Origin of the sequence: Psychrobacter sp. KFRI-CH2-11 (assembly GCF_038239325.1) — a bacterium.
GTDB classification, from domain to species: domain Bacteria; phylum Pseudomonadota; class Gammaproteobacteria; order Pseudomonadales; family Moraxellaceae; genus Psychrobacter; species Psychrobacter celer.
In genome coordinates this window covers 1,049,828-1,074,471 of sequence record NZ_CP151283.1, presented here as the reverse complement: position 1 = coordinate 1,074,471, position 24,644 = coordinate 1,049,828, and the positions used below count along the sequence as shown (strand labels likewise).

General features: G+C 44.0%; 20 protein-coding genes and 4 pseudogenes. 11 read left to right on the top strand and 13 right to left on the bottom strand.

The annotated features are described in order from the left end of the window. Positions 1-85: 85 nt before the first annotated feature. The 7 genes from AADH33_RS04490 (at position 86) to AADH33_RS04460 (ending at position 9,597) form a co-directional block, all read left to right on the top strand. Complete coding sequence (locus AADH33_RS04490; RefSeq protein WP_348549699.1) at positions 86-1,606, top strand: type I restriction-modification system subunit M; 1,521 nt, start codon at positions 86-88, stop codon at positions 1,604-1,606. Then, a complete protein-coding gene (locus AADH33_RS04485; protein ID WP_348549698.1) occupies positions 1,596-2,837 on the top strand; it encodes a restriction endonuclease subunit S in 1,242 nt (413 codons plus the stop codon). The genes AADH33_RS04490 and AADH33_RS04485 overlap by 11 nt, the downstream gene beginning before the upstream one ends. 480 nt (positions 2,838-3,317) lie before the next feature. Continuing rightward, entirely contained in the window at positions 3,318-4,820 is a 1,503-nt protein-coding gene (locus AADH33_RS04480) for an AAA family ATPase (protein WP_348549697.1), read from the top strand. A 100-nt stretch (positions 4,821-4,920) separates the two neighbouring features. Next, complete coding sequence (locus tag AADH33_RS04475) at positions 4,921-5,427, top strand: hypothetical protein (protein WP_348549696.1); 507 nt, start codon at positions 4,921-4,923, stop codon at positions 5,425-5,427. Beyond that, positions 5,420-8,254, top strand: coding sequence for a type I restriction endonuclease subunit R (locus tag AADH33_RS04470; protein WP_348549695.1), 2,835 nt, complete (start codon positions 5,420-5,422; stop codon positions 8,252-8,254). Before AADH33_RS04475 ends, AADH33_RS04470 begins: the two co-directional genes overlap by 8 nt. A 3-nt stretch (positions 8,255-8,257) precedes the next feature. Further along, a complete protein-coding gene (locus AADH33_RS04465; protein WP_348549694.1) occupies positions 8,258-8,731 on the top strand; it encodes a hypothetical protein in 474 nt (157 codons plus the stop codon). 2 nt (positions 8,732-8,733) lie between these two features. After that, complete coding sequence (locus tag AADH33_RS04460; RefSeq protein WP_348549693.1) at positions 8,734-9,597, top strand: M48 family metallopeptidase; 864 nt, start codon at positions 8,734-8,736, stop codon at positions 9,595-9,597. Positions 9,598-9,635: 38 nt separating this feature from the next. On the opposite strand, the gene AADH33_RS04455 is transcribed toward AADH33_RS04460, so the two are convergent. The 4 genes from AADH33_RS04455 to AADH33_RS04440 are packed head-to-tail and all read right to left on the bottom strand — an operon-like array spanning position 9,636 to position 14,440. After that, a complete protein-coding gene (locus AADH33_RS04455; protein WP_348549692.1) occupies positions 9,636-10,697 on the bottom strand; it encodes a Csu type fimbrial protein in 1,062 nt (353 codons plus the stop codon). After that, positions 10,697-13,186 carry a fimbria/pilus outer membrane usher protein gene (locus tag AADH33_RS04450; RefSeq protein ID WP_348549691.1) on the bottom strand — a complete coding sequence of 830 codons (2,490 nt, stop codon included), beginning with the start codon at positions 13,184-13,186 and terminating at the stop codon, positions 10,697-10,699. Before AADH33_RS04450 ends, AADH33_RS04455 begins: the two co-directional genes overlap by 1 nt. Continuing rightward, complete coding sequence (locus AADH33_RS04445; protein ID WP_348549690.1) at positions 13,137-13,874, bottom strand: fimbrial biogenesis chaperone; 738 nt, start codon at positions 13,872-13,874, stop codon at positions 13,137-13,139. The genes AADH33_RS04450 and AADH33_RS04445 overlap by 50 nt, the downstream gene beginning before the upstream one ends. A gap of 29 nt (positions 13,875-13,903) precedes the next feature. Beyond that, positions 13,904-14,440, bottom strand: coding sequence for a Csu type fimbrial protein (locus tag AADH33_RS04440; RefSeq protein WP_348549689.1), 537 nt, complete (start codon positions 14,438-14,440; stop codon positions 13,904-13,906). Between the two features lie 168 nt (positions 14,441-14,608). Between AADH33_RS04440 and AADH33_RS13170 the strand changes: the two genes are divergently transcribed. Together AADH33_RS13170 and AADH33_RS04435 are read left to right on the top strand one after the other, a co-directional pair. Then, the gene (locus tag AADH33_RS13170; RefSeq protein WP_350339867.1) at positions 14,609-14,830 is read left to right on the top strand and encodes a transposase; all 222 of its coding nucleotides are present in this window, start codon (positions 14,609-14,611) and stop codon (positions 14,828-14,830) included. Beyond that, positions 14,730-15,173, top strand: a pseudogene (locus AADH33_RS04435) (IS5 family transposase). The gene AADH33_RS13170 and the pseudogene AADH33_RS04435 overlap by 101 nt, the downstream one beginning before the upstream one ends. 89 nt (positions 15,174-15,262) lie before the next feature. Here AADH33_RS04435 and AADH33_RS04430 read toward each other — a convergent pair. Next, positions 15,263-15,547 (bottom strand): annotated as a pseudogene (locus AADH33_RS04430) (transposase); the annotation flags it as partial. A gap of 71 nt (positions 15,548-15,618) precedes the next feature. Between AADH33_RS04430 and AADH33_RS04425 the strand changes: the two are divergent. Continuing rightward, positions 15,619-15,885, top strand: a pseudogene (locus AADH33_RS04425) (transposase); the annotation flags it as partial. A gap of 113 nt (positions 15,886-15,998) precedes the next feature. Then, positions 15,999-16,906 (top strand): annotated as a pseudogene (locus tag AADH33_RS04420) (IS3 family transposase); the annotation flags it as partial. A gap of 2,238 nt (positions 16,907-19,144) precedes the next feature. Here AADH33_RS04420 and AADH33_RS04415 read toward each other — a convergent pair. The 8 genes from AADH33_RS04415 to AADH33_RS04380 form a co-directional block, all read right to left on the bottom strand. Next, positions 19,145-19,450, bottom strand: coding sequence for an addiction module antidote protein (locus tag AADH33_RS04415; RefSeq protein WP_348549688.1), 306 nt, complete (start codon positions 19,448-19,450; stop codon positions 19,145-19,147). Continuing rightward, positions 19,447-19,770, bottom strand: a complete 324-nt coding sequence (locus AADH33_RS04410; RefSeq protein WP_348549687.1) for a type II toxin-antitoxin system RelE/ParE family toxin — start codon at positions 19,768-19,770, stop codon at positions 19,447-19,449. The genes AADH33_RS04415 and AADH33_RS04410 overlap by 4 nt, the downstream gene beginning before the upstream one ends. 414 nt (positions 19,771-20,184) lie before the next feature. Then, positions 20,185-20,757, bottom strand: coding sequence for an IS630 family transposase (locus AADH33_RS04405; RefSeq protein ID WP_348549152.1), 573 nt, complete (start codon positions 20,755-20,757; stop codon positions 20,185-20,187). Then, complete coding sequence (locus tag AADH33_RS04400) at positions 20,678-21,034, bottom strand: IS630 transposase-related protein (protein ID WP_348549686.1); 357 nt, start codon at positions 21,032-21,034, stop codon at positions 20,678-20,680. The genes AADH33_RS04405 and AADH33_RS04400 overlap by 80 nt, the downstream gene beginning before the upstream one ends. 35 nt (positions 21,035-21,069) lie before the next feature. Then, positions 21,070-23,190 (bottom strand): DUF3987 domain-containing protein, encoded by a 2,121-nt coding sequence (locus AADH33_RS04395; RefSeq protein ID WP_348549685.1) that lies wholly within the window; start codon positions 23,188-23,190, stop codon positions 21,070-21,072. Between the two features lie 106 nt (positions 23,191-23,296). Further along, positions 23,297-23,878 (bottom strand): hypothetical protein, encoded by a 582-nt coding sequence (locus tag AADH33_RS04390; protein ID WP_348549684.1) that lies wholly within the window; start codon positions 23,876-23,878, stop codon positions 23,297-23,299. Next, on the bottom strand, positions 23,871-24,401 hold the full coding sequence (locus AADH33_RS04385; protein ID WP_348549683.1) for a hypothetical protein: 531 nt from the start codon (positions 24,399-24,401) through the stop codon (positions 23,871-23,873). Before AADH33_RS04385 ends, AADH33_RS04390 begins: the two co-directional genes overlap by 8 nt. After that, positions 24,391-24,603: a hypothetical protein gene (locus AADH33_RS04380; RefSeq protein WP_348549682.1), complete on the bottom strand. Its 213-nt coding sequence runs from the start codon at positions 24,601-24,603 to the stop codon at positions 24,391-24,393. Before AADH33_RS04380 ends, AADH33_RS04385 begins: the two co-directional genes overlap by 11 nt. Positions 24,604-24,644 lie beyond the last annotated feature (41 nt).

The window sequence follows — 24,644 nt, the reverse complement described above, 5'->3', positions numbered from 1 at the left end:
AACCAATAACACGATAACTATCAGTTCCTACTACTATCAATCCTTCAACTATAAATCATAGACTCATTTAAGGAAACATCCTGACATGGCTGCAACTCCTATCTCCCCTATCAGTCAAGCTGAGATCAACAAAGCGGTTTGGAACGCCTGTGACACCTTTCGCGGTGTGATCAGCGCCGATACTTATAAAGACTTTATTTTGACCATGCTGTTTTTGAAGTATCTATCGGATGTGTACCGTGATGAATACAACAGCCTAATGGATGAGTATGGCGATGCCGATTTGGTCAAAGAGCTGATGAGCAACCAACGCTTCGTGTTGCCTGATGGTGCCAGCTTTTGGGATTTGTACGAGCAGCGTCATCAGCCCGGCAATGGTCAGCGTATCGATGAAGCGCTACACGCGATAGAGGAAGCCAACGGTAATAAGCTCAAAAACGTCTTCCAAGACATCAGCTTTAACACCGATCGCTTGGGCAATGAGAAAAAGAAAAACGAGCTGCTGCGGCATTTGCTTGAAGACTACGGTAAAGAGGTGATGAACCTTAGCCCGTCGCGGGTCGGTAGCTTGGATGTGATTGGTAATGCCTATGAGTATCTGATCAAGCACTTCGCGGCAGATGCGGGCGCCAGTGCGGGCGAGTTCTACACCCCGCCTGAGGTGTCGAGCCTGTTAGCGACTATTCTAAACCCTGTCGCTGGTGATGCGATATGTGACCCAGCTTGTGGCTCAGGCTCTCTGCTCATCAAATGCGGGGCGATGGCACGCAAAAACTCAGGCAGCAAAAACTATGAGCTGTTTGGGCAAGAGGCGATTGGCTCAACGTGGGCACTGGCGAAGATGAATATGTTTTTGCATGGTGAGGACAACCACCGTATCGAATGGGGCGATACCTTGCGTCATCCGCTGCTGCTTGATGATAAAGGCTCGCTACTGCGCTTTGATGTGGTGACTGCCAACCCGCCATTTTCGCTAAGTAAATGGGGTTATGAAGATGCCGCCGATGATGAGCATGGCCGCTTCCATCGTGGTCTACCGCCGAAGACCAAAGGCGACTATGCGTTTATCACCCATATGATTGAAACACTAAAGAATGACACCGGTCGTATGGGCGTGGTGGTGCCGCATGGCGTCTTGTTCCGTGGCTCAAGTGAGGGCAAAATCCGTCAGCAACTGATTGAGGAGAACCTGCTTGATACGGTGATTGGCTTGCCGGAAAAGCTGTTCTTTGGTACGGGGATTCCTGCGGCGATATTGGTGTTTAAAAAGAACAAAACCGACGATACGGTATTATTTATCGATGCCAGTCGTGAATATGAATCTGGCTCGAACCAAAACAAGCTGACGGATGAGAATTTGGCAAAAATCATTGAGACTTATAACAAGCGTGAGTTTGTCGATAAATATGCCTATGTTGCCAGCCTTGATGAGATTAAGGAAAACGACTTTAACCTCAATATTCCGCGTTATGTCGATACCTTTGAGCCTGAGGCAGAGATTGACCTTGTGGCGGTACGTGAAGAGCGTTTGGCACTCAAAGCAGAGCTTACCAGCTTAGAGTCTGAGATGGAAGGCTATCTTAAGGAGCTTGGTTATGGTGCCTAATGGATGGGAGAGACACTTAGTTGGTAAAATTTGTAGCTCGATAGTTCCCGGTAGAAACAAACCAAAGTCATTTGGTGGAGATATTGCATGGGTTACAGTTCCAGAGATTAAAAGTAGATATATCCCTTCAAATATTCAAGAAAATTATGTTAGCGAAGATGTAATTAATGAATGTGGTGGAAAAATTGTACCTGAAGGCGCTGTTGTAATGTCTGCCGTTGGCGACCTAGGCTTAGTTGCTATTACTAAAGAACAAGTTGTATTAAACCAACAGCTGCATGCATTCGTTTGCTCTCCTAAAATTGATAATGAGTATTTAGCATATTGGCTAGTGACTCAAAAACCTTTGATGGAAAGCATTGCATCTAGAACGACTATACTTTATTTAAATAAATCAAACTGTGAGAGTATTCCTGTTTTAGTCCCACCCCTACCCGAACAACAAAAAATCGCCAAAATCCTAACCACTTGGGATAAAGCGATTGATACCACTGAGCGTTTGATTGATAACAGCAAACAGCAGAAAAAAGCGTTGATGCAGCAGTTGCTGACCGGTAAAAAGCGTTTGCTTGATGACAATGGTGAGCGGTTTGAGGGTAAGTGGGAGGAAAAATCTTTATCAGAATTGGGCGTTGTCGTAACTGATGGAGACAGAGGTAAAGAGTATCCAAAATCTTCAGATTTGCTTACGAATGGATATTGTCTGTTTTTAAGTGCCAAAAATGTGACTAAAAGAGGGTTTGTTTTTGATGAAATTCAATTTATTACTAAAGAAAAGCATGAGAAACTAAGAAAAGGAGTTGTGAATAGAGGAGATATTATTCTAACAACTAGAGGTACTGTGGGTCAGACAGCTTATTACGATGACTCAATATCTTATGATTGCATTAGAGTTAACTCTGGCATGGTAACTCTGAACTGCTATAAGTCTAGTTTAGAAAGTGATTTTTTCTACAAGGTGACTAATTCATCATCATTTAAACAGCAAATTGAATCATTAACATTTGGTTCTGCTCAACCTCAATTAACTATTAAAATAATTAAAGCACTTAAAGTACCTACACCATCAAAACGCGAACAACAAAAAATCGCTGCGGTATTAACCAATGCTGATAAAGAAATCGAATTGCTCGAACAACAGCTTGCCGATTTACAGCAAGAGAAAAAGGCGTTGATGCAGCAGCTTTTGACGGGTAAGAAGCGGGTTTTGGTTGATGGGGGTACCGCATAGTGCTGGCATGGCTACTCAAGTTTTTTGTACCGCCCTTGGTAGGCGCGGTGTTTTTGGCGTTGGCTTATACTATCTTTACATTTGATACCGTGCTTTGGGGATATGCCACGCTGTTTGAAAATATCAGGATAGTTATAACTCTATTGGCAGGAACTATAGTGACCTTTTATGTTTATTACACCTTGGCCTATGTGGTATTTTTTATTTACCTCGTCATTTTACAAAAAATAGATAAACTGAGTTTATCCCTTGCCATGATCAGCGGTTTTTTGTATGGGCTGATACCACTCATGTTTGATCATAATACTTGGCTTTCTATCTGGATCAGCTTGGCAGTCGGTATCAGCGGTGCGGTGTGTGCAGGATGTTATTATTATTTGGATAGGCGACTTAAAGCGACAAACAATAACAGACTGTTATACTGACAAAGCACAAAGAACTTTATTGATCGGGTACACAAAAAAGCGACTGGATACACTCATGGATATAAAAAAACTTACGCTCAGTCATCTAGGACGCTTTGACAGCCTTGAGGTGGATGTTGCGCCCACGGCTGAGCATCCTTCAAACGTCACGATATTCATTGGTAACAATGGCGCTGGCAAGACCTCGATACTCGAGGCACTGGCAACATCGCTCAGCTGGTTTGTCGCGCGCTTACGAAATGAAAAAGGCAACGGCAATACGATTAATGAACTGTCTATCCTCGATAATGCACCCGCCGCTAGCATCACATTACAGCTATCCGATCAGGCTCAGAGCAGCAATGATAGCGAGCTGTCACTCTATGAGTGGACACTTGCCAAAGCACGTAAGGGTCGCAAGAGCGACAAATCTAGCGCTTTGAGTCAGCTCAATAAACTCGTAGACAGCTATCGGCAGCAGCTTACCGATAATGACAATGCCAGTCTGCCACTGATTGCGTACTACCCTGTTGAGCGTTCAGTTTTAGATATTCCCCTAAAGATCAGAAACAGGCATAATTTTGACCAAATAGACGGCTACGATAGTGCGCTCAATCAAGGTGTGGACTTTCGGCGGTTTTTTGAATGGTTCCGTGAGCGCGAAGATATTGAGAATGAGGAGCGGCTCAGGTATCGCGAAAACTCTTGGTCTGAACAGATACAAGAAGTTAAACGACAAGAAGAGCTGACAGAGATATATAAGAAAAAAGCGGAGGAGTTAAGAAAGCGTCAAGATGAAAATTTAAGTACTGAAGAAAGAATTAATAATTTAAAAGAGTTGACGAAATTCATTGAAGAAGTAACGACTTTTCGTGAAAATTTTAAAAATATAGATAAGATAAATGACAGTCGAATTGAAGACAAACAACTAACCGCTGTTAGAACTGCCATTAGCGCGTTTATGCCTGATCTCAGCAATATCCGCGTGCAGCGTAAACCGCGATTGCATATGGCAATCGATAAAGACGGCAAATCGCTAAACGTCATGCAGCTCTCGCAAGGTGAGAAATCACTCATGGCATTGGTGGGTGATATTGCTCGGCGTTTGGCGATGATGAATCCTGACTTGGAGGATCCGCTACAAGGCGATGGTATCATCTTAATCGATGAAGTGGACATGCACTTGCACCCCAGTTGGCAGCGTAATCTTGTACCACGCTTTACCGCTACTTTCCCCAATTGTCAGATTGTGCTTAGTACCCACTCGCCTTTGGTCATCAGTGATCAAAAAGACATCTTAGTCTATCTATTAGATGATGGTGAGATTGGTGCCTTGCCGCCTTTATATGGTGCAGACGTCAATACTGTACTGCTCGAGGCGATGGGCACAGACGTCCGTAACCCCGATATTAATGATCAGCTTAATGATTTATTAGATGCCATTCAAGATGGCGACGTCGATGACGCCAAGGCGCTTATGCAAACACTAGAGTGCGAGCTGCCAGCAGGCAATATGGGGCTTGCCAAAGCAAGATTACTGCTTCGTAAAAAGGAGCTACAGCTTGCGAAAAATAGATAAGCAGGCAGGTTTTGAGCCAACAAGCTTGCGTCAGTTTAAGCGTCGTCATAAACAAGGCAATTATAGCGATCTGACATCTGAGATAAGATAGGATATCCGTTTGGCCTGTACCACAGAGCAGTTTTATTTGTGTGCTTATTGCTGCAAGCCAATCTCTGGTGACAGTCGTGACACGATGAATGAGCATGTTGAAGCAAGAAGAATCGCTCCAAACAGAAGCCTTGATTACACCAATATCGTTGCCAGCTGCACAACGCCCAATCAGTGCGATGATGCCCATGGATCTCAACCACTGCCGTTAACGCCTTTTGACGCTGAGTGTGAGACGGACTTAGTGTTTAAGCTCAGTGGTAGAGTGACGGGTCTAACTGATGATGCCAAAGAGACTATTCGTGTTTTGAACTTAGATAATAAGTCTTTGATTGAACAAAGGAGTCAGTTTGTACAAGCTTTGCTATTAGGAGGAGGCGTTGATCCTGATGACGTCATAGATGATAGCGACTTGATTCAAATGGTTATTAATGATTTAGCACAGCCACAAGATGGCAAGCTTGAAGCCTTTACACCTGTGGTTATCAACATATTACGAGGGTGGTTAGATGACTAACAGTATTAATTTCGCCGAGGAATTTAGCGCAAAAATCCCCGCTCTTACCCTACTGATGAATTTGGGCTATCGCTATCTATCCCCGCAAGAGTGCTTACAGCTACGCAGTTCTAAAAGCTCAAGTCTACAGACATCAGCCAATAGCAGCAATCAAGTGATGCTATTGACTGTGCTGCGTGAGTTTTTAACCACTCAAACCTTTCCTTTTGAAGGTCAGCAGCATCATCTATCTGACGCTGGTATTGACAAGATCATCAGCGAGCTAAATCCTGCGATGAACCTAGGGCTCACTCGTGCTAACGAAAAGCTTTATGACGCCCTACTCTATGGCGTCAGCGTCACCGAATTTATCAATGGTAAAAAGGCCTCGCCGACTATTCAGCTGATCGACTGGCAGCATATCGAAAACAATGCCTATCACGTGACCGAAGAGATGGTCGTGCAAAACGCTGATGCGACTGGCAATGTCATCCCCGACATTGTCTGCTTTGTAAATGGCTTACCGCTAGTGGTCATAGAAGCCAAACGCCCCGACTCAAACAATCCGCATCAATCCACCAATAGCCAAGCCATCTCGCAGCACATCCGCAATCAAGGGCAAAAGTACATTCCGCATCTCTTTGCCTACAGTCAGCTGCTCCTTGCTATCAATGGCCACGAAGGTTTGTACGGTACTTGCGGCACCCCTGAAAAGTTCTGGTCTAAATGGATCGAAGAAGAAATCAGCGAGGCTGAGTTCCATCAATTAAAAAACCAACGCTTAGATGATCCTCAAATCGACCATTTGTTTGCACAGCGTAGCGCTGATGATAAACGTGCATATCAGTCGCTGCTTGCTGCAGGCTCGCTTGCCGTGACCGATCAAGACCGTTTGATTATCAGCCTGCTGCGTCCCGACCGACTGCTAGATATGACTCGCTACTACACGCTGTTTGATAGTAAAGCAGGTAAGATCGTGGCGCGCTATCAGCAAGTCTTCGGCATCAAAGCCTTAGTTAAGCGCATCAGTCATTTTGACGAGCAAGGAAGCCGTGAGGGTGGCGTGATTTGGCATACCACCGGTAGTGGTAAGTCCTTTACCATGGTATTTTTATCCAAAGCGCTGATTTGGCTTGAGGATCTTGCCAAATGCCGTGTGTTTGTCGTGACCGACCGAATAGACTTGGAAAACCAAATCGCCCGTACCTTTATCTCCGCCGGTGCGCTGAGTGATAAAGATCGCCGCCTAGCCAAAGCGCTCTCTGGGCGTGACCTAGCCAAAAAAATCGGCAAGAGTAACGAGCGTATTGTGTTCTCTATCATCAATAAGTTTGGTGCAGCGGCGCAGTACGATGAGTTTTATAACCCTAGCGAGAATATCATTGTCTTGGTTGATGAGGGTCACCGCAGTCAAAACGGTGAAAACAATATTCGTATGCAGCAGGCTCTGCCTAATGCCGCCTTTATCGCCTTTACGGGTACACCACTACTTAAAGACGATAAGACCGAAAACAAGTTTGGCACCATCATCCACTCCTATACCATGCAGCAAGCGGTAGCCGATAAAACCGTCACGCCCCTACTCTATGAAGAGCGCATCCCTGAGCTGAACACCAATGATGTCGCAATTGACAAATGGTTTGAGCGTATTACCCAAAAGCTCACCAGTGAGCAAAAAGCGGATCTTAAACGTAAGTTTTCCAAAAAAGGCCAAGTCTATCAAGTCGAAGGGCGTATAGAACTGATCGCCCATGATATCTCCGACCATTTTCAAAACTTCAAGCAGCAAGGCCTAAAAGGTCAGCTGGCTTGTGATTCTAAAGTATCTGCCATTCGCTACAAGCACGCTTTAGACGCTATTGGTAAGGTCAGCTCAGTCGTGGCTATGTCACCGCCTGACACCCGTGAAGGTCATGAAGTCGTCGACGCCGAGAGTAAAGACATCGTTCAAAACTGGTGGCAGGATAACGTCGCGCTCAAATACGGTATGGACGATACCCAATATACCAAAGACATCATTGACGCTTTTGGTGAGGATGCTGGTCCAGATATTATGATCGTGGTGGATAAGCTGTTGACGGGCTTTGATGAACCAAAAAACACCGTGCTATATATCGACAAACCGCTAAAGAGTCATAACTTGATTCAGGCCATTGCTCGCGTTAACCGCTTACATAACAAAAAGCAGTTCGGTTATTTGATTGATTATCGTGGCATCCTAAAGGAGCTCGATACCACGATTGAAAAATACCAAGATTTGGCTGAGCGTACCCAAGGTGGCTTTGACATTGAAGACTTGGCGGGTATGTACCATGCTATGGACTCTGAATACAAAAAACTGCCCATGCTACACAAAAAAGTCTGGGCGATTTTTGCTGATGTGGCCAACAAACAAGATGGCAATGCCCTGCGTCAGTCGTTATCACCTAAAATAGAAGAGCGAGAGGGCACATTCGTCGATACGCGCCTGAAAAAGCGTGATGATTTTTATGCCGCTTTGACTGAGTTTGCTAATGTGATGAAAGTCGCACTACAATCGGCCTCCTACTTTGAAGATAGCTTTTTTGAGGGTAAGCGAGAGCGTTATAAAAAAGACTTAAAGGCCTTTGTGGAGTTGCGTAAACAGGTACGTGAAGATGCCAATGAAACCGTCAACTTTGATGAATTTGAGGATGACATTCGTAGCCTGCTCAATAAGCATATCGCAGGTATAGAAGTCAGAGAGCCTAAAGGCGCTTATCTAGTCGGTAATATGGGTAAAGACATTAAGCCTGAAGCACTAAGTGATGACGAAGCGCGTAACCAAACGGACAAAATCACCAGCCGCGTCACTAAGATGATTGAATAGGATTTGGCTGACGACCCTTATGCGCAAGAGCACTTCTCCAAACTGCTAAAAAAAGCCATTGAGGACGCCAAAGCCATGTTTGATGCACCAGTCAAGCAGTACATGATGTTCGCAGACTTTGAGCAAGACGTTAAAGCTCGCAAAGTACCTGATGTGCCAAACGAGTTTATCGATGAGTCAGGTAAGCATAACAAACATGCACAAGCCTATTATGGACTGTTCAAGCACTTATTTGATCCAAGTCTTCTAGAAGAAAATGGCCTAGACAAGGACACACTCGTTAGCTTCGCTTACGCTATTGATGACGTTGTCGATAAAGCGGTAGCAGTCAACTCCTTAAACCCGTCACAGATGGAAAAAGACATCAAAGTTGGGCTACTAAAGCTACTGTTTAAAGCCATCGGTACCGACAATGCCAAGAAGCTGTCTGATGAAGTGATCCGTATCACTCGCCATGGTATCTCTCGGAGTCACTAGTCATGGCAAACCGATCAGAGCATAAGACAGTGAGCAATAATGGCGTGTCTGCTACTCGTGTGTCTAACCATAGCGCGCCTAGCAATAGTACGCTTACTAGAACTAATGATACACTGCATCACCTCTACTACGGTCAAGACAAAATCAGCTATGAAGTGATACGGAAAGACAAAGCTCGTAAGCTACGTATTAAGGTGCATCCTGATCAGCGTGTAGTGGTCAGTGTACCGATGCAGGTGACAGATGAGTTCATACATCAGTCAGTGCAAAAACGGGTGCGCTGGATATGGCAGCACCTGCAAGAGTTTGCCAAGCAAAAAACTGACGTGTTGCCAAAACGCTATGTCAGTGGTGAGCCTCAGTTTTATTTGGGTCGCAGATATGTGCTCAAAGTACTTGTCGACCCTGAGCAAGCTGCTAATGTAAAACTGATTCGTGGCAAGCTGACCGTGACTTTGACTCATAGTAGCAATGCTGCTGATGATACCGATGGTAGCGACCGAGCTACTAAAGTTAAGGCACTGTTAGATAGCTGGTATCATTCCAAGGCTAAAACAGTATTTGCAGAGCGCCTTGCCTCTGTACTGCCGCAAGCTAGTTGGGTAAATAGCTCCCCTACTTTCAAAATACTATCGATGAAAAAACAATGGGGCAGCTGCTCGGCTCAAGGCAACTTAGTCCTCAATCCACACTTGGTGAAAGCCCCTAAAGACTGTATCGACTACGTGATACTGCATGAGCTGTGTCATATCAAAGAGCACAACCACAGTGAGCGGTTTTGGCGACTGCTGTCGCAAGTTATGCCGCATTGGAAAGCGGTCAAAACTGAGCTTGATAGCATGGCTGAGCTTTATTTGAATGAGTGATAGCTTTGAAAATGCCCCCAATCATTATTATACTTATCTCAATAGTTAACTTTAATAGTAACTGTATCAGAGTAGTTGTCTGGTCTAAAATCAGCGCTCGGTACAGTAACAAATACCTCGTGTGATTTGGGTGATCCAGTACCAATACCTGCCACACCATTCCCTACCATAGTAGAGGTGGCAGTATTACCCCATATCGTGCCACCAATACCAGCACTAGAGCGCAATTGGTACGGCACCTTATCAGTATTGCCAGTAGTAAGCCCGCTCATAACTCCAGCACCATTTATATTATTGTTAGAAGGTTTTAAACCAATATAGTAAGAGCCACCATTAGTACAATTGACTGTAATTGCACTACTATTACTGTCAGTAATATTAGTCGCACTTGCTGATCGAGCTCCTAAGTTAACGTTGGAAGTAGCGGTGATCGTACAGCTGGGTTCAATAGCAGCTTGAACGATAAATGGAAATCGACCTAGCCCCTGTGATCCTGTTGCGCAGTTTAGACCAGCTGAGTTCTCGCTGGCTCTAAAGGTTAAGGCAGTATGGTTGCCATTGCCAAAGTTATTGGTATAGACTCCTTGTGTAGCATTATTATTATTCCTATTCATAGAGAAATTAATAACCTCACTACCTGTGATGGTTGAGTTTGCACCGATGGCGAGTTGTCCTGAATTATATTCTGAGCCAGCGGCACTACGAGTACCCCAAGTCTGCCCTCCAGACAAAGTCATAGTAAAATTAAGACGACGTCGGCTACTAAAGTCAAAAATCCCATTTCTCGGTCTTTCCATATAGCGTCTATCAACGGCGGTATTATTATATTCACCACCATCAGCTGCTAGGCAAACTGCCACATAGCCCGCGGTATCACCAGTGTTAGTACAACTATAGTTCAGCGTACCTTTAATATTCTCATTGTTGGCGTTAGCTGAATTGATTGTTCCAAAGTTCACGATGCCAGCACCTCCCGGTGCTGTATTCATACCTGCTTCGCATGTCACAGTTACTGCAGCCTGCGCATTAACTGCTGGTACCCATAACACCAGTAACATTAAGAGTGGGCTATATCGCCATTGAAAGATATTTATGTTCATTACTGTACCTTACGACAAATTAGCGGGCCAATAAGTGGAATATCATCACCTGATTTTTGATAATTAAAACTGACTTTGCATGCCTCACCAGAGGGCTTAATCACCTCTAGAGAGTTGTACTTATCGAGTGTATCTAGATAAACCTCACCATCAAATCCAACTACTGCTGCTGGCGTATCCTTTTTGCTGATTAAGCGTGCTTGGCTGCCTAACGGTATAAACTCATCGTTGCTGTCTTTTAAGATAACAGAGGCAGAGCGCGCTTCTGTAATGTCGAATGTCACCAAAGTACCAGCGCGGTCAGACGGTGTAGCGTCAAGAGCCACTTTGTCTATACGCAGGTCAGCGGGTAAGTCCATAGGATCAATACCAATCTTGTTCTCTTGATAAGCATTCAGCGGTGATATCAGCAATAGACCACGCTTATTAGTGGTACCAATAACATTGTTCTGTAGCAACACAGGTACATCGGCGACGCCATCAGTGGATACTACGGCAAAGCCATCATTAATTTGGCGTGCGGCAAATAAACCGCCACCCATCATAACTAGAGAGCCTGTGCCACTAGCAAAGGTAGAATGATTGCCATCGTAACTACTGATGCCTGCTTGTACCTGACCATAACGCCCAAGATAATTCAGTTCTGCTAATCCACCACTGCTAGTATTATCATTTATGCCGTTATCGATACTGTGCCTAGCCTGTGCTCGCCATCCGATACCACCTACGCTCGGAGCTGACTGTGATACATCAGCCACAAAATCATTACGATTGTCAGTATGCTGGAGACTGCTGTTGAGCGAAATATTACGATCTAGCGAGAATGAGGCACCGATTGTGGCACTGTTATTAGCAGAATTATTGAGGTCGTGGTTGTAGCTAGCATTTAGGCTGAGGCGTTGCCCCAAATACTTGCTCCAGTAGGCGCTGGCAAATTTTGCAGTATCTTCTTCAGCATAGTCCACTTCGTTATAACTTACTCCAAAACTACCTAGAGATTGCGTACTATAACCTGTTGAAAATTGATTGCTTTGACGTATGGGCGTTGATCCGTATTGAGTTGCTACATCACGGTAATGACCACTGGTACCTAAGGTGTTGAGACCGATATTAAAGCGATTGTTACTCCATGAGTAGCTGGCGCTATATTGTGATCCGCCTTTCCCTTGGCTTTCACTGCCTGCTAATGATGCAAACAAGACACCACCTTGCCCTCCTAATACCCATGTGCCGCCAATCCCTGCATTAGCAAGATCCTTAGTCACTTCGGCATGGGTCTCAGCGGTGAATCGGTTATTTATCCCATAACGCCAAGTGCCACTAGCAGCGATATCGCTGCCGTAATCGAAAGACTTTATACCATAGTTTTCACGCACAGCACCAAGCTCTACTGACCAATCAGAAAGACCTGGCTGTAATAATCGGTGAGTATCATAAATCGAGAAATTAACGGTGGAACTTTGACCTAATGCATCGGTCAATACAAGCTGAGCATTCCCTGCTCCACTGATGCTAGGGGCTGTATTTATCTCAAAAGGGCCAGCAGGCACGTCACCGCTATATTGCTTTAACCCATCGACATAGAGCTCTACTGCAGAGGGCAGAGTAGCTGAACCAAAAAATAACGGCAATGGAGTAGTCGTCATATAAGGTTGCAAATCAAAATTGCTACCAATCTGTAGACCACCCAAACGCGTAGACCGCGTCCATGACAGTGCCCCTGTAAGTATGTCACCAGCACGAACCGTAATTAACTTGTCAGGAAATGACTGACTCCAACTGGTATCTAGACGTACTGTACGACTATCCCAGTCTCGGTTTTTATCACCATTATTAGCACTGCTATTAGAAAAACGGTTACCTGTCGTCAGTGCAGTGGAGCTCAAGACACCACGGGAGTTGAAGGCGCGTACCTCAGTATAAGCGCTTAGATTGGTTGAACTATTCTCTGTTTGTGAGCCATAGAGATCATAATTCAATAATACCCCAGGCGAAGAGCTGGCTTGAGTGCGACGGTTATCGAGGGTATTTAACACCGTAGTGTTTAGATTAAGGATGCTTAAAGGGGCTACAATATTCACCGACTGCATGCGGGCGTTATAGTCTACTTTGATATTAGCGAAACTATTTAGTAGTACTGGGTCTGTAGTACCTGGCGGCACTATAAAACCGAGCTGCTGCAATACTGCAATACTTGCCCATAATTCGCCATCACGATAATCAAAGTGAGCTAAACCAACGTTAGCTCCGTTGAGGGTAACGTCTAAATATAAATCTAAGCCTTGTGCCCTACTTGCACCTTCATCGAGGTTGAGTTGGGTAGCTCTAGCATCAGAAGAGTTAGCTATGGTTTTCGTAGCAGGTGCGGTGGTAGACCTAGTGTCGTTAAAGGTGACAGCATGGCTCAATGAGACGGTTATACTCTGTAGTACAAGTACTTTAACGAGTGGAATTGTCCAACGTGACATCTTGCGTAGTCTGAGTTCCATTAATCATCACCTTGAATTTACCACTTGTCTTCATTGAAGATGGCAGTGTTTTCAGTGTCCAGTTCATGGTGGCGCCTGGTAAAACATAACCCAGCAATCCTTGATGTAAGTCAATACTATCGCCAGCATCATCTATAATGCTCAAATCAGCCAACTGGGCATGACCATTCCCACTATTGCTAACTCTTAAGTTTATCTGCTTCCCGTCTGGTTGTAGACTATAATTCCATTGCAATCTTGGAGTGGTTTTAGTAATCCCAACCGGATTTACAAACACAGGCAGCGAGTAGCTCAGCGCAAATTGTAGGCCACTTTTTTGTTCGGCAGATTTGATAGGCAGTTCATCAATCGATAGTCGATAGCTGCTTTCCACAGCTCCGACGCCGCTTGGCGGAGCGGATGCGCGGATAATCCGAATGAGCTGTTTTTCACCCGGCTGCAATTCAATCATTGGCGGACTTGCCAATAAGCCTCGTGATGTGGTGAGCTGATCGCCCTTTTCGTCCTGAGACCATTGGTACACACGCACTTGCGCATGTACCGCATTGTCACCAGTATTACTCAGGGTCAGTCCACTAGCATTTTGTTTGGCTTGTAAGCTGAGGGAAATGGGAGAGACCTGAAGGCCGCTCGCCATTGCCACACTACTAGACAGAAGCAAACCAGAAAAAATACCACGTATCGCCATGCGGCTTAGCAAGAGTCTTAACATTATTATTAGTAAGTTACTTTTACAGTTACGGTGTCTTTATAGATGCCAGGTGCAACGTCTGTGGCAGCAGCAGTAGCCGTTGCATATACAGTGTGAGTAATGGGACTATTTACACCTAGTCCAGTGCCAGCTATACCATTACCTTCTGTAGTTAGAGTTCCCTGACTACCCCACTCTTCTGCGGACTCACCTTCAGCTTTTCTAAGTTGATAAGGGATCAACGTAGTTCCGACTCCTAGGCCTTTCATTTCCCCTAAACCGTTTACGTTAGCATTTGATGGCGTTAAGTTGACGATATAAGGTGTGTCCTTAGAACAGCTTACGGTAAGCGGGGTGGCTGCCTGAGCTGTCGCCGCAGTACCCGCAACAACTTGACCAAAATTAACATCATTGGTACCTATAGTAGCATTTACAGTACACACAGACGTGATTTCAATTTTAACATCAAATTGTTTACTAACATCTGCAGCATTTGCAGAAACAGCAGTCAAACTAGCAATAGCAAATAAAGTAGCAGCCAATAGGTTTTCTTTGAATTGCATAATGATACTCCAATTATTTAAAATTTATATATGTTTCGATGGAAGAAATAGTGTGGACATATTTTAATATTGCTTAGGGCGTGTTGAACATTGGGTATAAATTGATGGCAAAAAAAAATAGCGAACGGTTAATCTTTAAGTTCTCACACAAAAAAGATATCGTTCGCTATGCCTCGCACCATGCTCAAAGATGAACACTGGACAAGACTGAAACCTATATTACTAGAACTTAATATCTATGACAAAGGAAATCTTAGACAAACGGTTGAAGGCGTGCTTTATCGCATGCGTGTTGGCTGTCCTTGGCGCGACCAAGATTCACTTAGCAGTAGATGCTCATGGCAATCCGATTACTTTTATCTTGTCAGATGGTACAACCCACGATGTTAAAGTCGCACCTGATTTAGTAGACAAGGTTGATTTGAGTGATACAGAGGTTTTATGTGCCGATAAAGGCTATGATTCTGATGCACTACGAGCCCATATTGAACAAGCAGGGACGCATGATAACATCCCTCGAAAATAAAACACCAAGTCTTCTAACGACCATATGGACTGGGACTTGTATAAAGCCAGGCATCTAGTAGAAAACGCTTTCGCTAAGCTAAAACAGTATAGGGCGGTTGCCATCAGATTTGATAAGCTCGAGCAGAGTTATGAAAATATGGTCGCTCTTGCTTGTGCTTATATCTGGCTCAAATTATGGATGTTCAACACGCCCTATATTACGTAAACACTACACTTAAGCAATCATGTTCCGATGAACAGCAATTTTAGATAGATGAACGGTTGAGCCTATCCCAGATTCTGTGTAATTGCCATTTAGATTAAATGCTTACTAATACGATTATCAAACATAATCATAAAGCGACTCAAAGCAGACGTCCAGTGTTGACTCGGCATCGACCACCTCGAAGATGCCTGCTGGGTGGCTAAGTACACCACTTTGAATGCTGCTTGATCAGAGGGGAATACTTTACGCTTATTCACCGCTGTCCGAATTACGCTGTTTAGCGACTCTATCGCATTGGTGGTATAAATCACTTTTCTGATGTCTTTAGGGTAGCCAAAGAACACCGTTAAGCCCTCCCAGTTATTACGCCAAGAGGTAACTGAGCTATGCTGAATAAACCGTAGAGATAAACTTGGTAAACTAAGCGTATTAATCGGAGTTTATCATGGTCAAGAAAATTAGAACTTATAGTGAAGAATTCAAAGCCGAAGCCGTCAAGAAGATGTCAGACAACAACGGCAATATTTCAGCGACCGCAAAGCAGCTTGGTATCGCCATGCAAACCTTATCGAACTGGAACAACAAAGCTAATCAAGGCAAACTTGTAGAAACAGCTCAATAAGATCCTGATCTTATGACGGCTCTTCAAGAAATAAAGCAGCTCAAGCGACAACTTAAAGTTGCCGAAGAGGAGCGCGAAATACTAAATGAGGAGGGATAAATCGAAGCACTGCTTCGCCCCGACGCAAGGGGAGAGCTATGCTCGAGTTGGCCACGGCGTACTTCGTCAATGAGGAACGTTAAGAAACAGTCTGGGAGACTGTTTTAGTGACGCAAGGCGAAGGGCTATGCCCGCAGTGACAGCTAGTAAAGTACGCCTTTATCAAAGACAACCAGCAAGTCTTTAGCATTAGTAGCATGTGCCGCGTACTAAAGGTCAAACCCTCAAGCTATTATGACTGGATAAATCGTGACATCAGCGAGCAACAGATACATCGCAACCAGTCTGAATTACTGGTTAAAGCCGCTCACAATGAAACGAAAGAACGTTATGGCGTAGATCGACTGTATGCTCATCTAAGCAAGGCCATGATATTAGCTTATACATGGTTAGAAGCATTAAAGAGGAACATGATATCAAATGTCGTCGTCATAAGCGCTTTAAAGTCACCACCGACTCTAATCACAACAAGCTGGTCTATCCGAATGTGCTGCATCAGCAGTTTGATGCCAATCGCCCTAACCAAGCATGGGTAAGCGATATTACTTATATCTGGTCACATGAGGGCTGGCTGTACTTAGCAGGCGTTAAAGACTTATACACCAAAGAGCTGGTCGGTTACGCCATTAATAAGCGCATGACCTCAGATTTAGTTTGCAATGCACTGAACATGGCAATCAAGAACAAACGACCTGCCAAAGGGCTAATAGTCCATTCTGACAGAGGCAGCCAGTATTGCAGCCATGCCTATCACAAGATCATCAAGCAGAATCAGTTTACAGGCTCAATGAGCGCTAAAGGCAATTGTTTCGACAATGCTCCAATAGAGAGCTTCTGGGGCACTTTAAAGAACGAGCTGGTATATCATCAAGACTATAAAACAAGGTTCACAGCCATCAATGATATTATCAGTTATATCGAGCTGTACTACAATCAGACGAGGATTCAAAAGGGTTTGGGCTATAAATCGCCAAGACAGGTGTGGTTTGATTATTATCGTCAGGCTGCGTAATTAAAATCTCCCAAGTTTATGTCTACGGATTTGACGGCAGGGGTCAAACAGATCGCCCTGCTCCCTCAATAACAGGCATGGGTATCAAAAAGTCGGTAGCTTGGTATGCGTAACCGTGTTGGCTTATTTTTACACATTCCCTTTGGTTTTTTGGCCGCCGCTGTAACAAAGTACCAAGCTGATTTATCACCTCGCGCACTACGACCTACTTGGCACGCAGGCCATGCAAGACAAAACCAAGGAAACGGTCGTCTGTCAGCCAATCATTTCAAAATCATGTCATAAAAAAAAGCCAGCTACCTAAGTGACTGACTTTCTTTAAAATATTTGGTGGAGATGGCGGAAACTAAACTATATTAGTAAACTGTTGATTAATATAGCTATTTAAAATTAAAAATAAGACAATACCAACCATAATACCAACAATCGTTTTTTATTTTGCTGTTATTTAGTGCATAACCTATCAATCAAAAATTATTTTGTAATTATTCACTGTTTACCGTTTCAACATTTCTCAACATGCAGACATTTCTATAATTAGTATTTTTTAGTATTAACCAATGGGTTATTTACTCTTAGGTTCATTCTATATATTCGGTTATCCAATTATTACTTAATCAATACTATGATGATCTTGCACTTTGTTTACATGGGGTTGTTTTGCTAATCAATGCATGCGCTCAATAATGGCACTTAAATGCGTGCGTTTTTAATGCGTTTTATTGCATCTGCTCGCATACTTGTTAAGAAACTAGCCTTTCATGGGATCATTTTCGATACATTGTTTTACCTGCCTCGCGATACCTGTGCAGAAAGTCCCTTATGCTGCCTCACGATACTTGTCTTGAAACTACCCATCATGGGCAAAATGTGCCCCGTGCGCGTACTGTTCCATTAACTACCCCCTAACGTGTCCAACAATTCATTTTTAGCCGCTGCTTAAGATGTCCGAAAAGTCCTTTTTATAGTGTAAAGATACTGCTTCTACGATGTCCAAAAACCTATCCCCGTTGATTTATAACAGTCCGAAAACAGTCCCTTTTTATGGACTCCAAAAACTACCCTCTACGATGTCCGAAAATCCCTTTTTTATAGTGTATGAAAACCCCTGTAATTTGGTTTTGAATATAAGGTTTTATCAGGTTTTGGCATTGGGTAATTCACATTTGATGTATCACCAATACGGACCGTAAAAGGACCGTCCTAACCTTAAGTTTTGTTAAGTCGCTACTGTCTGCCAATGTAGTGAAAAGTAGTAGTTTACCGCTATGCTGTTCTTGTTTGACGGCTCTATGCTGTTTTGATGGTGTTGTAAGGCTGTAGGCTATCAATGGCAAGGCGTGGGGCTGTTCTGTCTGCCATTCGTGTTTTGCGTTCTCGTATCATGTGGTATAACAAAAAGCATTTCTCAATAAACATTTATAAACATCAATATGCTTTTTTATACTTTGTTGGCTTACTACGGCAAGCATTTAAACTAACATTTACTAACATGCTGGCGCGGTGCTGGTCGGTTTTGAATGTCAAGTTTTGACAAGTTGGCGGCTGTGCTGAATAACAGGTTTTAACAGGTTCTAGTCTTGGGGTAATCTTGGGGTTTGACCTCATGTTGAGGTGTGAAGTTCTTAACGCCCAGCTTTGGGCAGTGGTTTTATTGGGTTTTGCTGGGTTCTAACGTGTCCGAAAACTAGCCGTAAAATAGCCGTTGTTCTCCTGCTCGTACTTGTTAAGAAATTACCCTTTGATATGCGATATAACCAAAATAGGATTTATCTATAATCCGATACAGCCCTACTATAATTTACCCCTAAAAATACCTTATAGCCCATGATTGGTAAACGTTTTCGGCTCATTCGCTTTTTGGCAATCCGTAAACACTGGTAAACCTAAATCATGCTTAATGCGTCCAAAAATGGACTTATCTATTTTACTTTGACGGCTCTATGCGGTTTTGGTGGCATCTCTAAGCTATAGGCTAATGATGGTCATGCTTTGGGCTAACGCTTACCCCATTGGGGGTTATGCAATCCGTATCGCTAAGTAAAGGTAATTATGCTTTTAAACCTTAACATTTATTAACATGCTGCCAGTGCTCAAACTGGTTTCAATGTCAACAAATGACAACATGCAGCCCGTGAATATTGAGCGCCTAACCTAAGGTTTCCATAAGGTTTTTTGCAGCCCATAAAAAAGGCAGACGATAAACGCCTACCTCTTAGAATAATAACCACTAAACAGTTAAGCCTCTAAAAAAGGTTCGGCTTTAGGGGTCAGGGTGACTTGTAAGCCCATGCCATCAATGATTTTTAGCATGGTGTCAAAACGGGGCTTTTCGGACTGTAGTGTTTTATAAAGACTTTCACGTCTTATGCCTGTCTTTTCTGCTAGCTCGTTCATGCCCTTTGCGCGTGCAACATCGTTTAATGCTTGGATAAAGTCACTAGGTGCGCCATCGCTCAACGCTTCATTCAAGTAAGCATTGATAAGGGTTTCATCTGTTAGGTACTCTGCTACGTCAAAACGGCTGATCTTAATATCGGTCATTGGGGGTGCTCCTGTGTTTCATTCTTTACTTGTTGCCATAGGGTGCAAGCCTTATCAATGTCGCTTGCTTGGCTGTCCTTGCTGCCTCCTATCAATAATAGATAGAGGGTATCGCCTTGCTGGGCATAATAGACACGGTAACCATTGCCTTTGAATATTCGCATCTCATAGATACCGTTTGTATTGGCTAATGGCTTATGGTCACCAAAATTGCCGCCTTGCGCTCGCTTGATACGTGCCAGTATGCCTACTTTGCCTAACGGGTCTTTGAGCTTGTGCAACCAGCGTCTAAATTGTTCGGTTTGGTTAATATCAATCATAGGGATAAATTATAAGAATACTTATAATTGATTGTAAACTTTTGGATAATAGATAACAAGTTACGATTGTATGTGGCACATATAGGAATGTAGGCAAAACAAAAAAGGCAGACGCGAACGGCTGCCAATATCACTTTATACCTAAGAAAACGTGCCTAAACTGCCTAATTAGCTTGTAAGCATTGCCACGTATAGCATTAAGCTAGTAATGCCCCCGTCCTAAGCGTGCCTAAATTGCCTTTATTGTGCCTAAATAGGCGTATTTTTAGTATGATTTAGGCAAAAAAGGCACGGTTAGGCAAATGCCTTTTCTAAGTAAAAGCCCCTAGCTGTATGGGCTAAGGGCTGTTTAGGCAAAAAAGGCACGTTTTCAGGTACACACGCTTATATAAATAACTTAGGGTTAATATATAGTCAGTTCAAAATAAAATTGTTATGCCTTGAACAAATATCATAAAACAATTTAGATAAATCATTCTCCATCCAGCCTTGGCGTAGAAACTTCACCTGAGCCCATTTTTTCTCGATAGGGTTCAAATCAGGGCTATAAGGTGGCAGCCATAGTATACGATGACCATGCCTGTTGAGTAGCTTTTGAACGCGTTTGTTTTTGTGAAATCGAGCATTATCCATCACAATCACGCATTTGGTTTTAAGACTTGGGATTAGCGTGTGTTTGCACCAGTTGTAGAATATGCTGCTGTTAATGTTGAGATTAAAGTAATCCAGTGCAAACAGCATTTTGTTATACAGAGCGCCGATAACGTTGGTTCGCTTTTTACCTTGCCAGTTGTAGCTATCGATACATGGCTTACCAATAGGCGCGTAACCATGAGAGCGGATGGTCTCGTGCTCAAAGCCGCTTTCATCCATATAGACGATGGGATAGCCTTGCTGCGTAAAGCGATCAAGCTTTCCCTGATACGCCGCTCTTTTGATCGGACAAGCTTTTGGATGTTCTAAGGTCTTTTTTTTGACTGATGCCAAGACGCTTTAGAGCATGATAAATGCCTGTTTTGCTACAGTTCAGACGACGCGCTCGCTCATACTGGTAATCATCGGGATGTTCTTTGACATCATTAAGTAGCACGTCATCTGGTATTTTAGTGGGTTTGGTTTGTCTGGTTGTTTTGCTATGAACACGCCGCTTCCAGTTTTGTATGGTGGTTGGGCTGAGGTTATAGAATTTAGCTGCCTCGGCAAAGGTCATACCCTCGTCTAAGCTTTTAAGAACTTGCATACGGAAATCTAGTGAGTAAGTCATGGTCTTTATAATAACAATTGGGTTTGATAATTAGTTTATAACACTTTTATATGGTCTTGACTATAAATCACTTTCTTTTTACCCTCCTGCATCTGTCTTATGTGCCCCATACTTTCTAAATTATCTAATTCATTTTGCAATGTCTTATTATTTTTACGCATTGGCTTAGGTGCACCATTGTAAGCATCAGTACGATTTAACATAGGCGGATTTTTACCCCTTGCTTTATCCACTAGCCAGCTGCTTAACTTCTCACTGTCGTTCTGTTCACCTGTGGGCGTTGCATCAAGATAGCGCAAGCGTTCGGCTGTGGAATACTCAACCAACATAAAAGCGCGTGTAATGTCATCAATGGTTATTATCTTACGTTCATCAAAGAACGCCATTAATGACGCTATGCGGCTGGCATTTTCTGCCATACGTGAGGCGTACGCTTTTAAATATTCCAATGTCTGCCCGTTGGCTTGGCGGTTCTCTATACCCTGCATGTGACTGCAAAATACTTGTTCTGCACCCTCTGCCCATTGCATTTTGATGCGCTGGGGTGTGCCTGTGCTACTTACTGGCTCTTTAGCTGGTAATGGGTCAAGTAAGGCATGACAGCGTGACCAGTAGGCAATTAGATCAGGATTATCATAGGGGCTATCATTCCTACGCTGTGGATTATCCCATACTCTATGACCGCGCAAGTCAGGGGGGCAAGCAATCAAGGCACGGGCTAAAAATCCTTGTCCATTCATCAGTGGGTCGGTCAATGCCTGTTCTAATACTACTCGTTGCCCCTGTAGTAATAGCGTCATGCGTACGCCATGCGCGTCTGTTTGCGGTGTGGCATAGGCAGACTTTTGCGAACGTAACCGCGATACCTCGCCATCACTCCATAGCTTTGTGAGTGCTGATAAGGCGCTGCCAGCGGTGTCACCTGTCATGGTGTGACCGTTAAAAAATTGCCCTGCTTCGTCTGTTGTCCATGATGCGTTATTCATCTCACCACTGATAAACCTATCGAGTATCGGCTCAATAGTCGCATCATCAAACAAGGTCTTAGGGTTTTGGGGCTTTGGGTTGTCCTCTAAAAACTGGGCTAACTCTTTACCTTTTAACCCTGCTTTTTCGCTGTCCCATGCTGCTAGATCGTCTAGGTAGTTGCCGTATTGCTGGCGTTCATATTCTTTGATTTTAAAGTGAGTTAAGCCCATTGCTTGCGTTTTACCGCTACCGCTTTCCCCCTCTGTGATTAGCATTAGACTGGTTGGCATGTGACCGTGCCCCATCGGTGCATCAATAAACCGCTGCCCCATGTGTGCCAGTGCGCCTAAAACGCATTGCCCTGCCATTGCATCAGGTACTTGTGAGTAATACGCTACTGCTTGAACAACATTCTTTAGCAGCCCCTTAAACGCATCTATGGGGTATGGTGTCGGCTTGCTTGGATCATTGGCTAAGGGTTCAGGTTCGCCCCATATTTCAGCCTGTAGATCGAGTATGGTTGTATCGTCATCGGCTAGAATATTGGCATAAGTAGAATGATTATCTAACTGTAGCAGCACATCAAAAACAGTAATAACCGCTTTGACGTTATGACCTGCCAGCGGCTTACATACCTTGTCTTTTTTATCTATGGTAGTAAAAATAGTTACGGGGTAAACTTCGGCAAAATGCTGTACCGTGCTATTGAATAGCAGACTATCAAGGCTTGCCAGTATCGTAACATTGTCATTTATTAAGCATTGAGCAAGCATTACCGCGTCATCTAAGTTATCAACCGCGATTAGCTCACGATCATGGCTTAACGTGCCAATGATTAAGGCAGATGGCTGCATGCGGTCGATAATTAACGGCTTTGTACTGCCATTAGGCGTGACACTGGCAAGGGTGACGGGTTCGTCTTGGTTACTGCTCAATACTAGCCCTATCGTGCCAGCGGTAGGCGCTCTCAATCCTGTATCAAAACCTGTGGTTATGGTAATATCACTATCAAGGTGCAATAGCTTATCTTGTATGCCTAACTGCTCACATAGGCTATATAAGTTTAGTAGCGTATTGTCATCTGCTAGCCCTTGCCGTGTGGCTGCATCAAATCGACTTATCATGTCTAAGCCTGTGCTAAATGCACGGGCTTTTTCATGGGCGGCTGTTTGTGGTGTGGTGGTCATCTAGTCCCCCTTGCTTGTGACTGGTTCGGCTTACGCTTGGCTTGATACTTCTTGTAGTAGCTTTTGCGCTTGGCGTGCTTACGGCTTTGCTTTGGTGGGTAGGTTTTCATCGTGCCACCTCCCTGTTATAGCCTGTCATCACTAAGGGTTCGTTGATTGCCTCTAATTGGTCGTTAAGTAGGGTTGCCCATGTATCGGTTGCATCGTGGGCTAAGCGTGCCATTGATATAACGCTATGCGGTTCTACTTTTTCATAGTGAATGAGTGCCAATAACTGACCAACATCATTCAATATGGTTATAGCTCCGCTAATGTCGCAAGCAATATGCGATAAATCATGTGACGATATTAAAATCACTTCTTTATCGTCTGCTTTGGTGGTGTCTATTACTTTGCGCTGGCTTGATTGGCTGCCACTGTATAGCGTGGCTATCGCTTGGCGGTTGGCTGTGGTGTCATGGAATAATGACGGGGCGGCATCATCGCGGCTTACCTTGCCGTCATTGCGGTAATGGTATGTTTTGCCGTTGAGGGTGAAGCCTAAACAATCATATTCTTTATCATTGAATAGCTTGTAAGCGCCATTGCCTACAGATGGGCATAGAACGCTATCACCTGCTTTGAATGTGGCTGGTGTGCTGTTAGTAGTGGTTTGAGTGTTTGAGGTCGTACGGATTGAATTAGGCATGATAGCCTCCTACTAATTTTTGAGTGAATGCCACGCTATACGGTAAAAGTATAGGGTGACGGGTCTTACTCTCGGTATTAGTAGCTACCGCCCTGCATATTCGCCTTTCGGCTGTTCTATTTTGCAGCGTCAACCCGTCATAGTCGGTTAGCAAGTGACTTGCTATAGATATGAGGGAATGCTCCCTTGATGCGCTTAACTGCGCGTTTGGGGCGGTGCTTGATGTCATAGTGACAGCTTGAGAGGCTGCGCTACTATCAGGCACAAAAAAAGCCAATGGTGTACGACTTGGCATGTCGCTACTAATTTTTGAGAGGTCTTTATAATAACCCCTGCTATCATCAGTTGCAATCTGTTTTGCATTGACTGGCTGGCAAGCGAACAATGATATTAGCAAGCCAATACCTGCAACCCATACCATGAATATGATAAAGCTAAGTAGTAAGCCGCGCTTATGTGGCTGTTTGCGATTGTGTGCCCCGTCACGGGCTTTTAGATTGGTTTTGGTATGATTATGCGTCATGATCGGTTGCCTCCGCTTGGTACGGTAATGCGTGTTCACAAAACATGTCGCTAACAATACCTGCCAGCTCACTACTGGCATAAAGTGCGGCTTTGACTGCCACAAGTACGCCTTGACTAACATCATCTTTTGTCTTGATAGCATCTAGCGCGGTGGCTAGGTGTTCGGTATCGTTGTAAATATCTTGTATGCGGTCATACATAAGCCGTAATTACAAACTATCTACGGTCACTAGGCGTTCGG

Bases quoted from the DNA above. Each gene is read 5' to 3' on its own strand.
- AADH33_RS04490 (WP_348549699.1), top strand. From the start codon at position 86: ATGGCTGCAACTCCTATCTCCCCTATCAGTCAAGCTGAGATCAACAAA.
- AADH33_RS04395 (WP_348549685.1), bottom strand. From the start codon at position 23,190: ATGACCACCACACCACAAACAGCCGCCCATGAAAAAGCCCGTGCATTT.
- AADH33_RS04470 (WP_348549695.1), top strand. From the start codon at position 5,420: ATGACTAACAGTATTAATTTCGCCGAGGAATTTAGCGCAAAAATCCCC.
- AADH33_RS04440 (WP_348549689.1), bottom strand. From the start codon at position 14,440: ATGCAATTCAAAGAAAACCTATTGGCTGCTACTTTATTTGCTATTGCT.
- AADH33_RS04445 (WP_348549690.1), bottom strand. From the start codon at position 13,874: ATGGCGATACGTGGTATTTTTTCTGGTTTGCTTCTGTCTAGTAGTGTG.
- AADH33_RS04455 (WP_348549692.1), bottom strand. From the start codon at position 10,697: ATGAACATAAATATCTTTCAATGGCGATATAGCCCACTCTTAATGTTA.
- AADH33_RS04485 (WP_348549698.1), top strand. From the start codon at position 1,596: ATGGTGCCTAATGGATGGGAGAGACACTTAGTTGGTAAAATTTGTAGC.
- AADH33_RS04400 (WP_348549686.1), bottom strand. From the start codon at position 21,034: ATGACTTACTCACTAGATTTCCGTATGCAAGTTCTTAAAAGCTTAGAC.
- AADH33_RS04415 (WP_348549688.1), bottom strand. From the start codon at position 19,450: ATGACCGATATTAAGATCAGCCGTTTTGACGTAGCAGAGTACCTAACA.
- AADH33_RS04450 (WP_348549691.1), bottom strand. From the start codon at position 13,186: ATGGAACTCAGACTACGCAAGATGTCACGTTGGACAATTCCACTCGTT.
- AADH33_RS04390 (WP_348549684.1), bottom strand. From the start codon at position 23,878: ATGCCTAATTCAATCCGTACGACCTCAAACACTCAAACCACTACTAAC.
- AADH33_RS04410 (WP_348549687.1), bottom strand. From the start codon at position 19,770: ATGATTGATATTAACCAAACCGAACAATTTAGACGCTGGTTGCACAAG.
- AADH33_RS13170 (WP_350339867.1), top strand. From the start codon at position 14,609: ATGCCTCGCACCATGCTCAAAGATGAACACTGGACAAGACTGAAACCT.
- AADH33_RS04480 (WP_348549697.1), top strand. From the start codon at position 3,318: ATGGATATAAAAAAACTTACGCTCAGTCATCTAGGACGCTTTGACAGC.
- AADH33_RS04380 (WP_348549682.1), bottom strand. From the start codon at position 24,603: ATGTATGACCGCATACAAGATATTTACAACGATACCGAACACCTAGCC.
- AADH33_RS04460 (WP_348549693.1), top strand. From the start codon at position 8,734: ATGGCAAACCGATCAGAGCATAAGACAGTGAGCAATAATGGCGTGTCT.
- AADH33_RS04385 (WP_348549683.1), bottom strand. From the start codon at position 24,401: ATGACGCATAATCATACCAAAACCAATCTAAAAGCCCGTGACGGGGCA.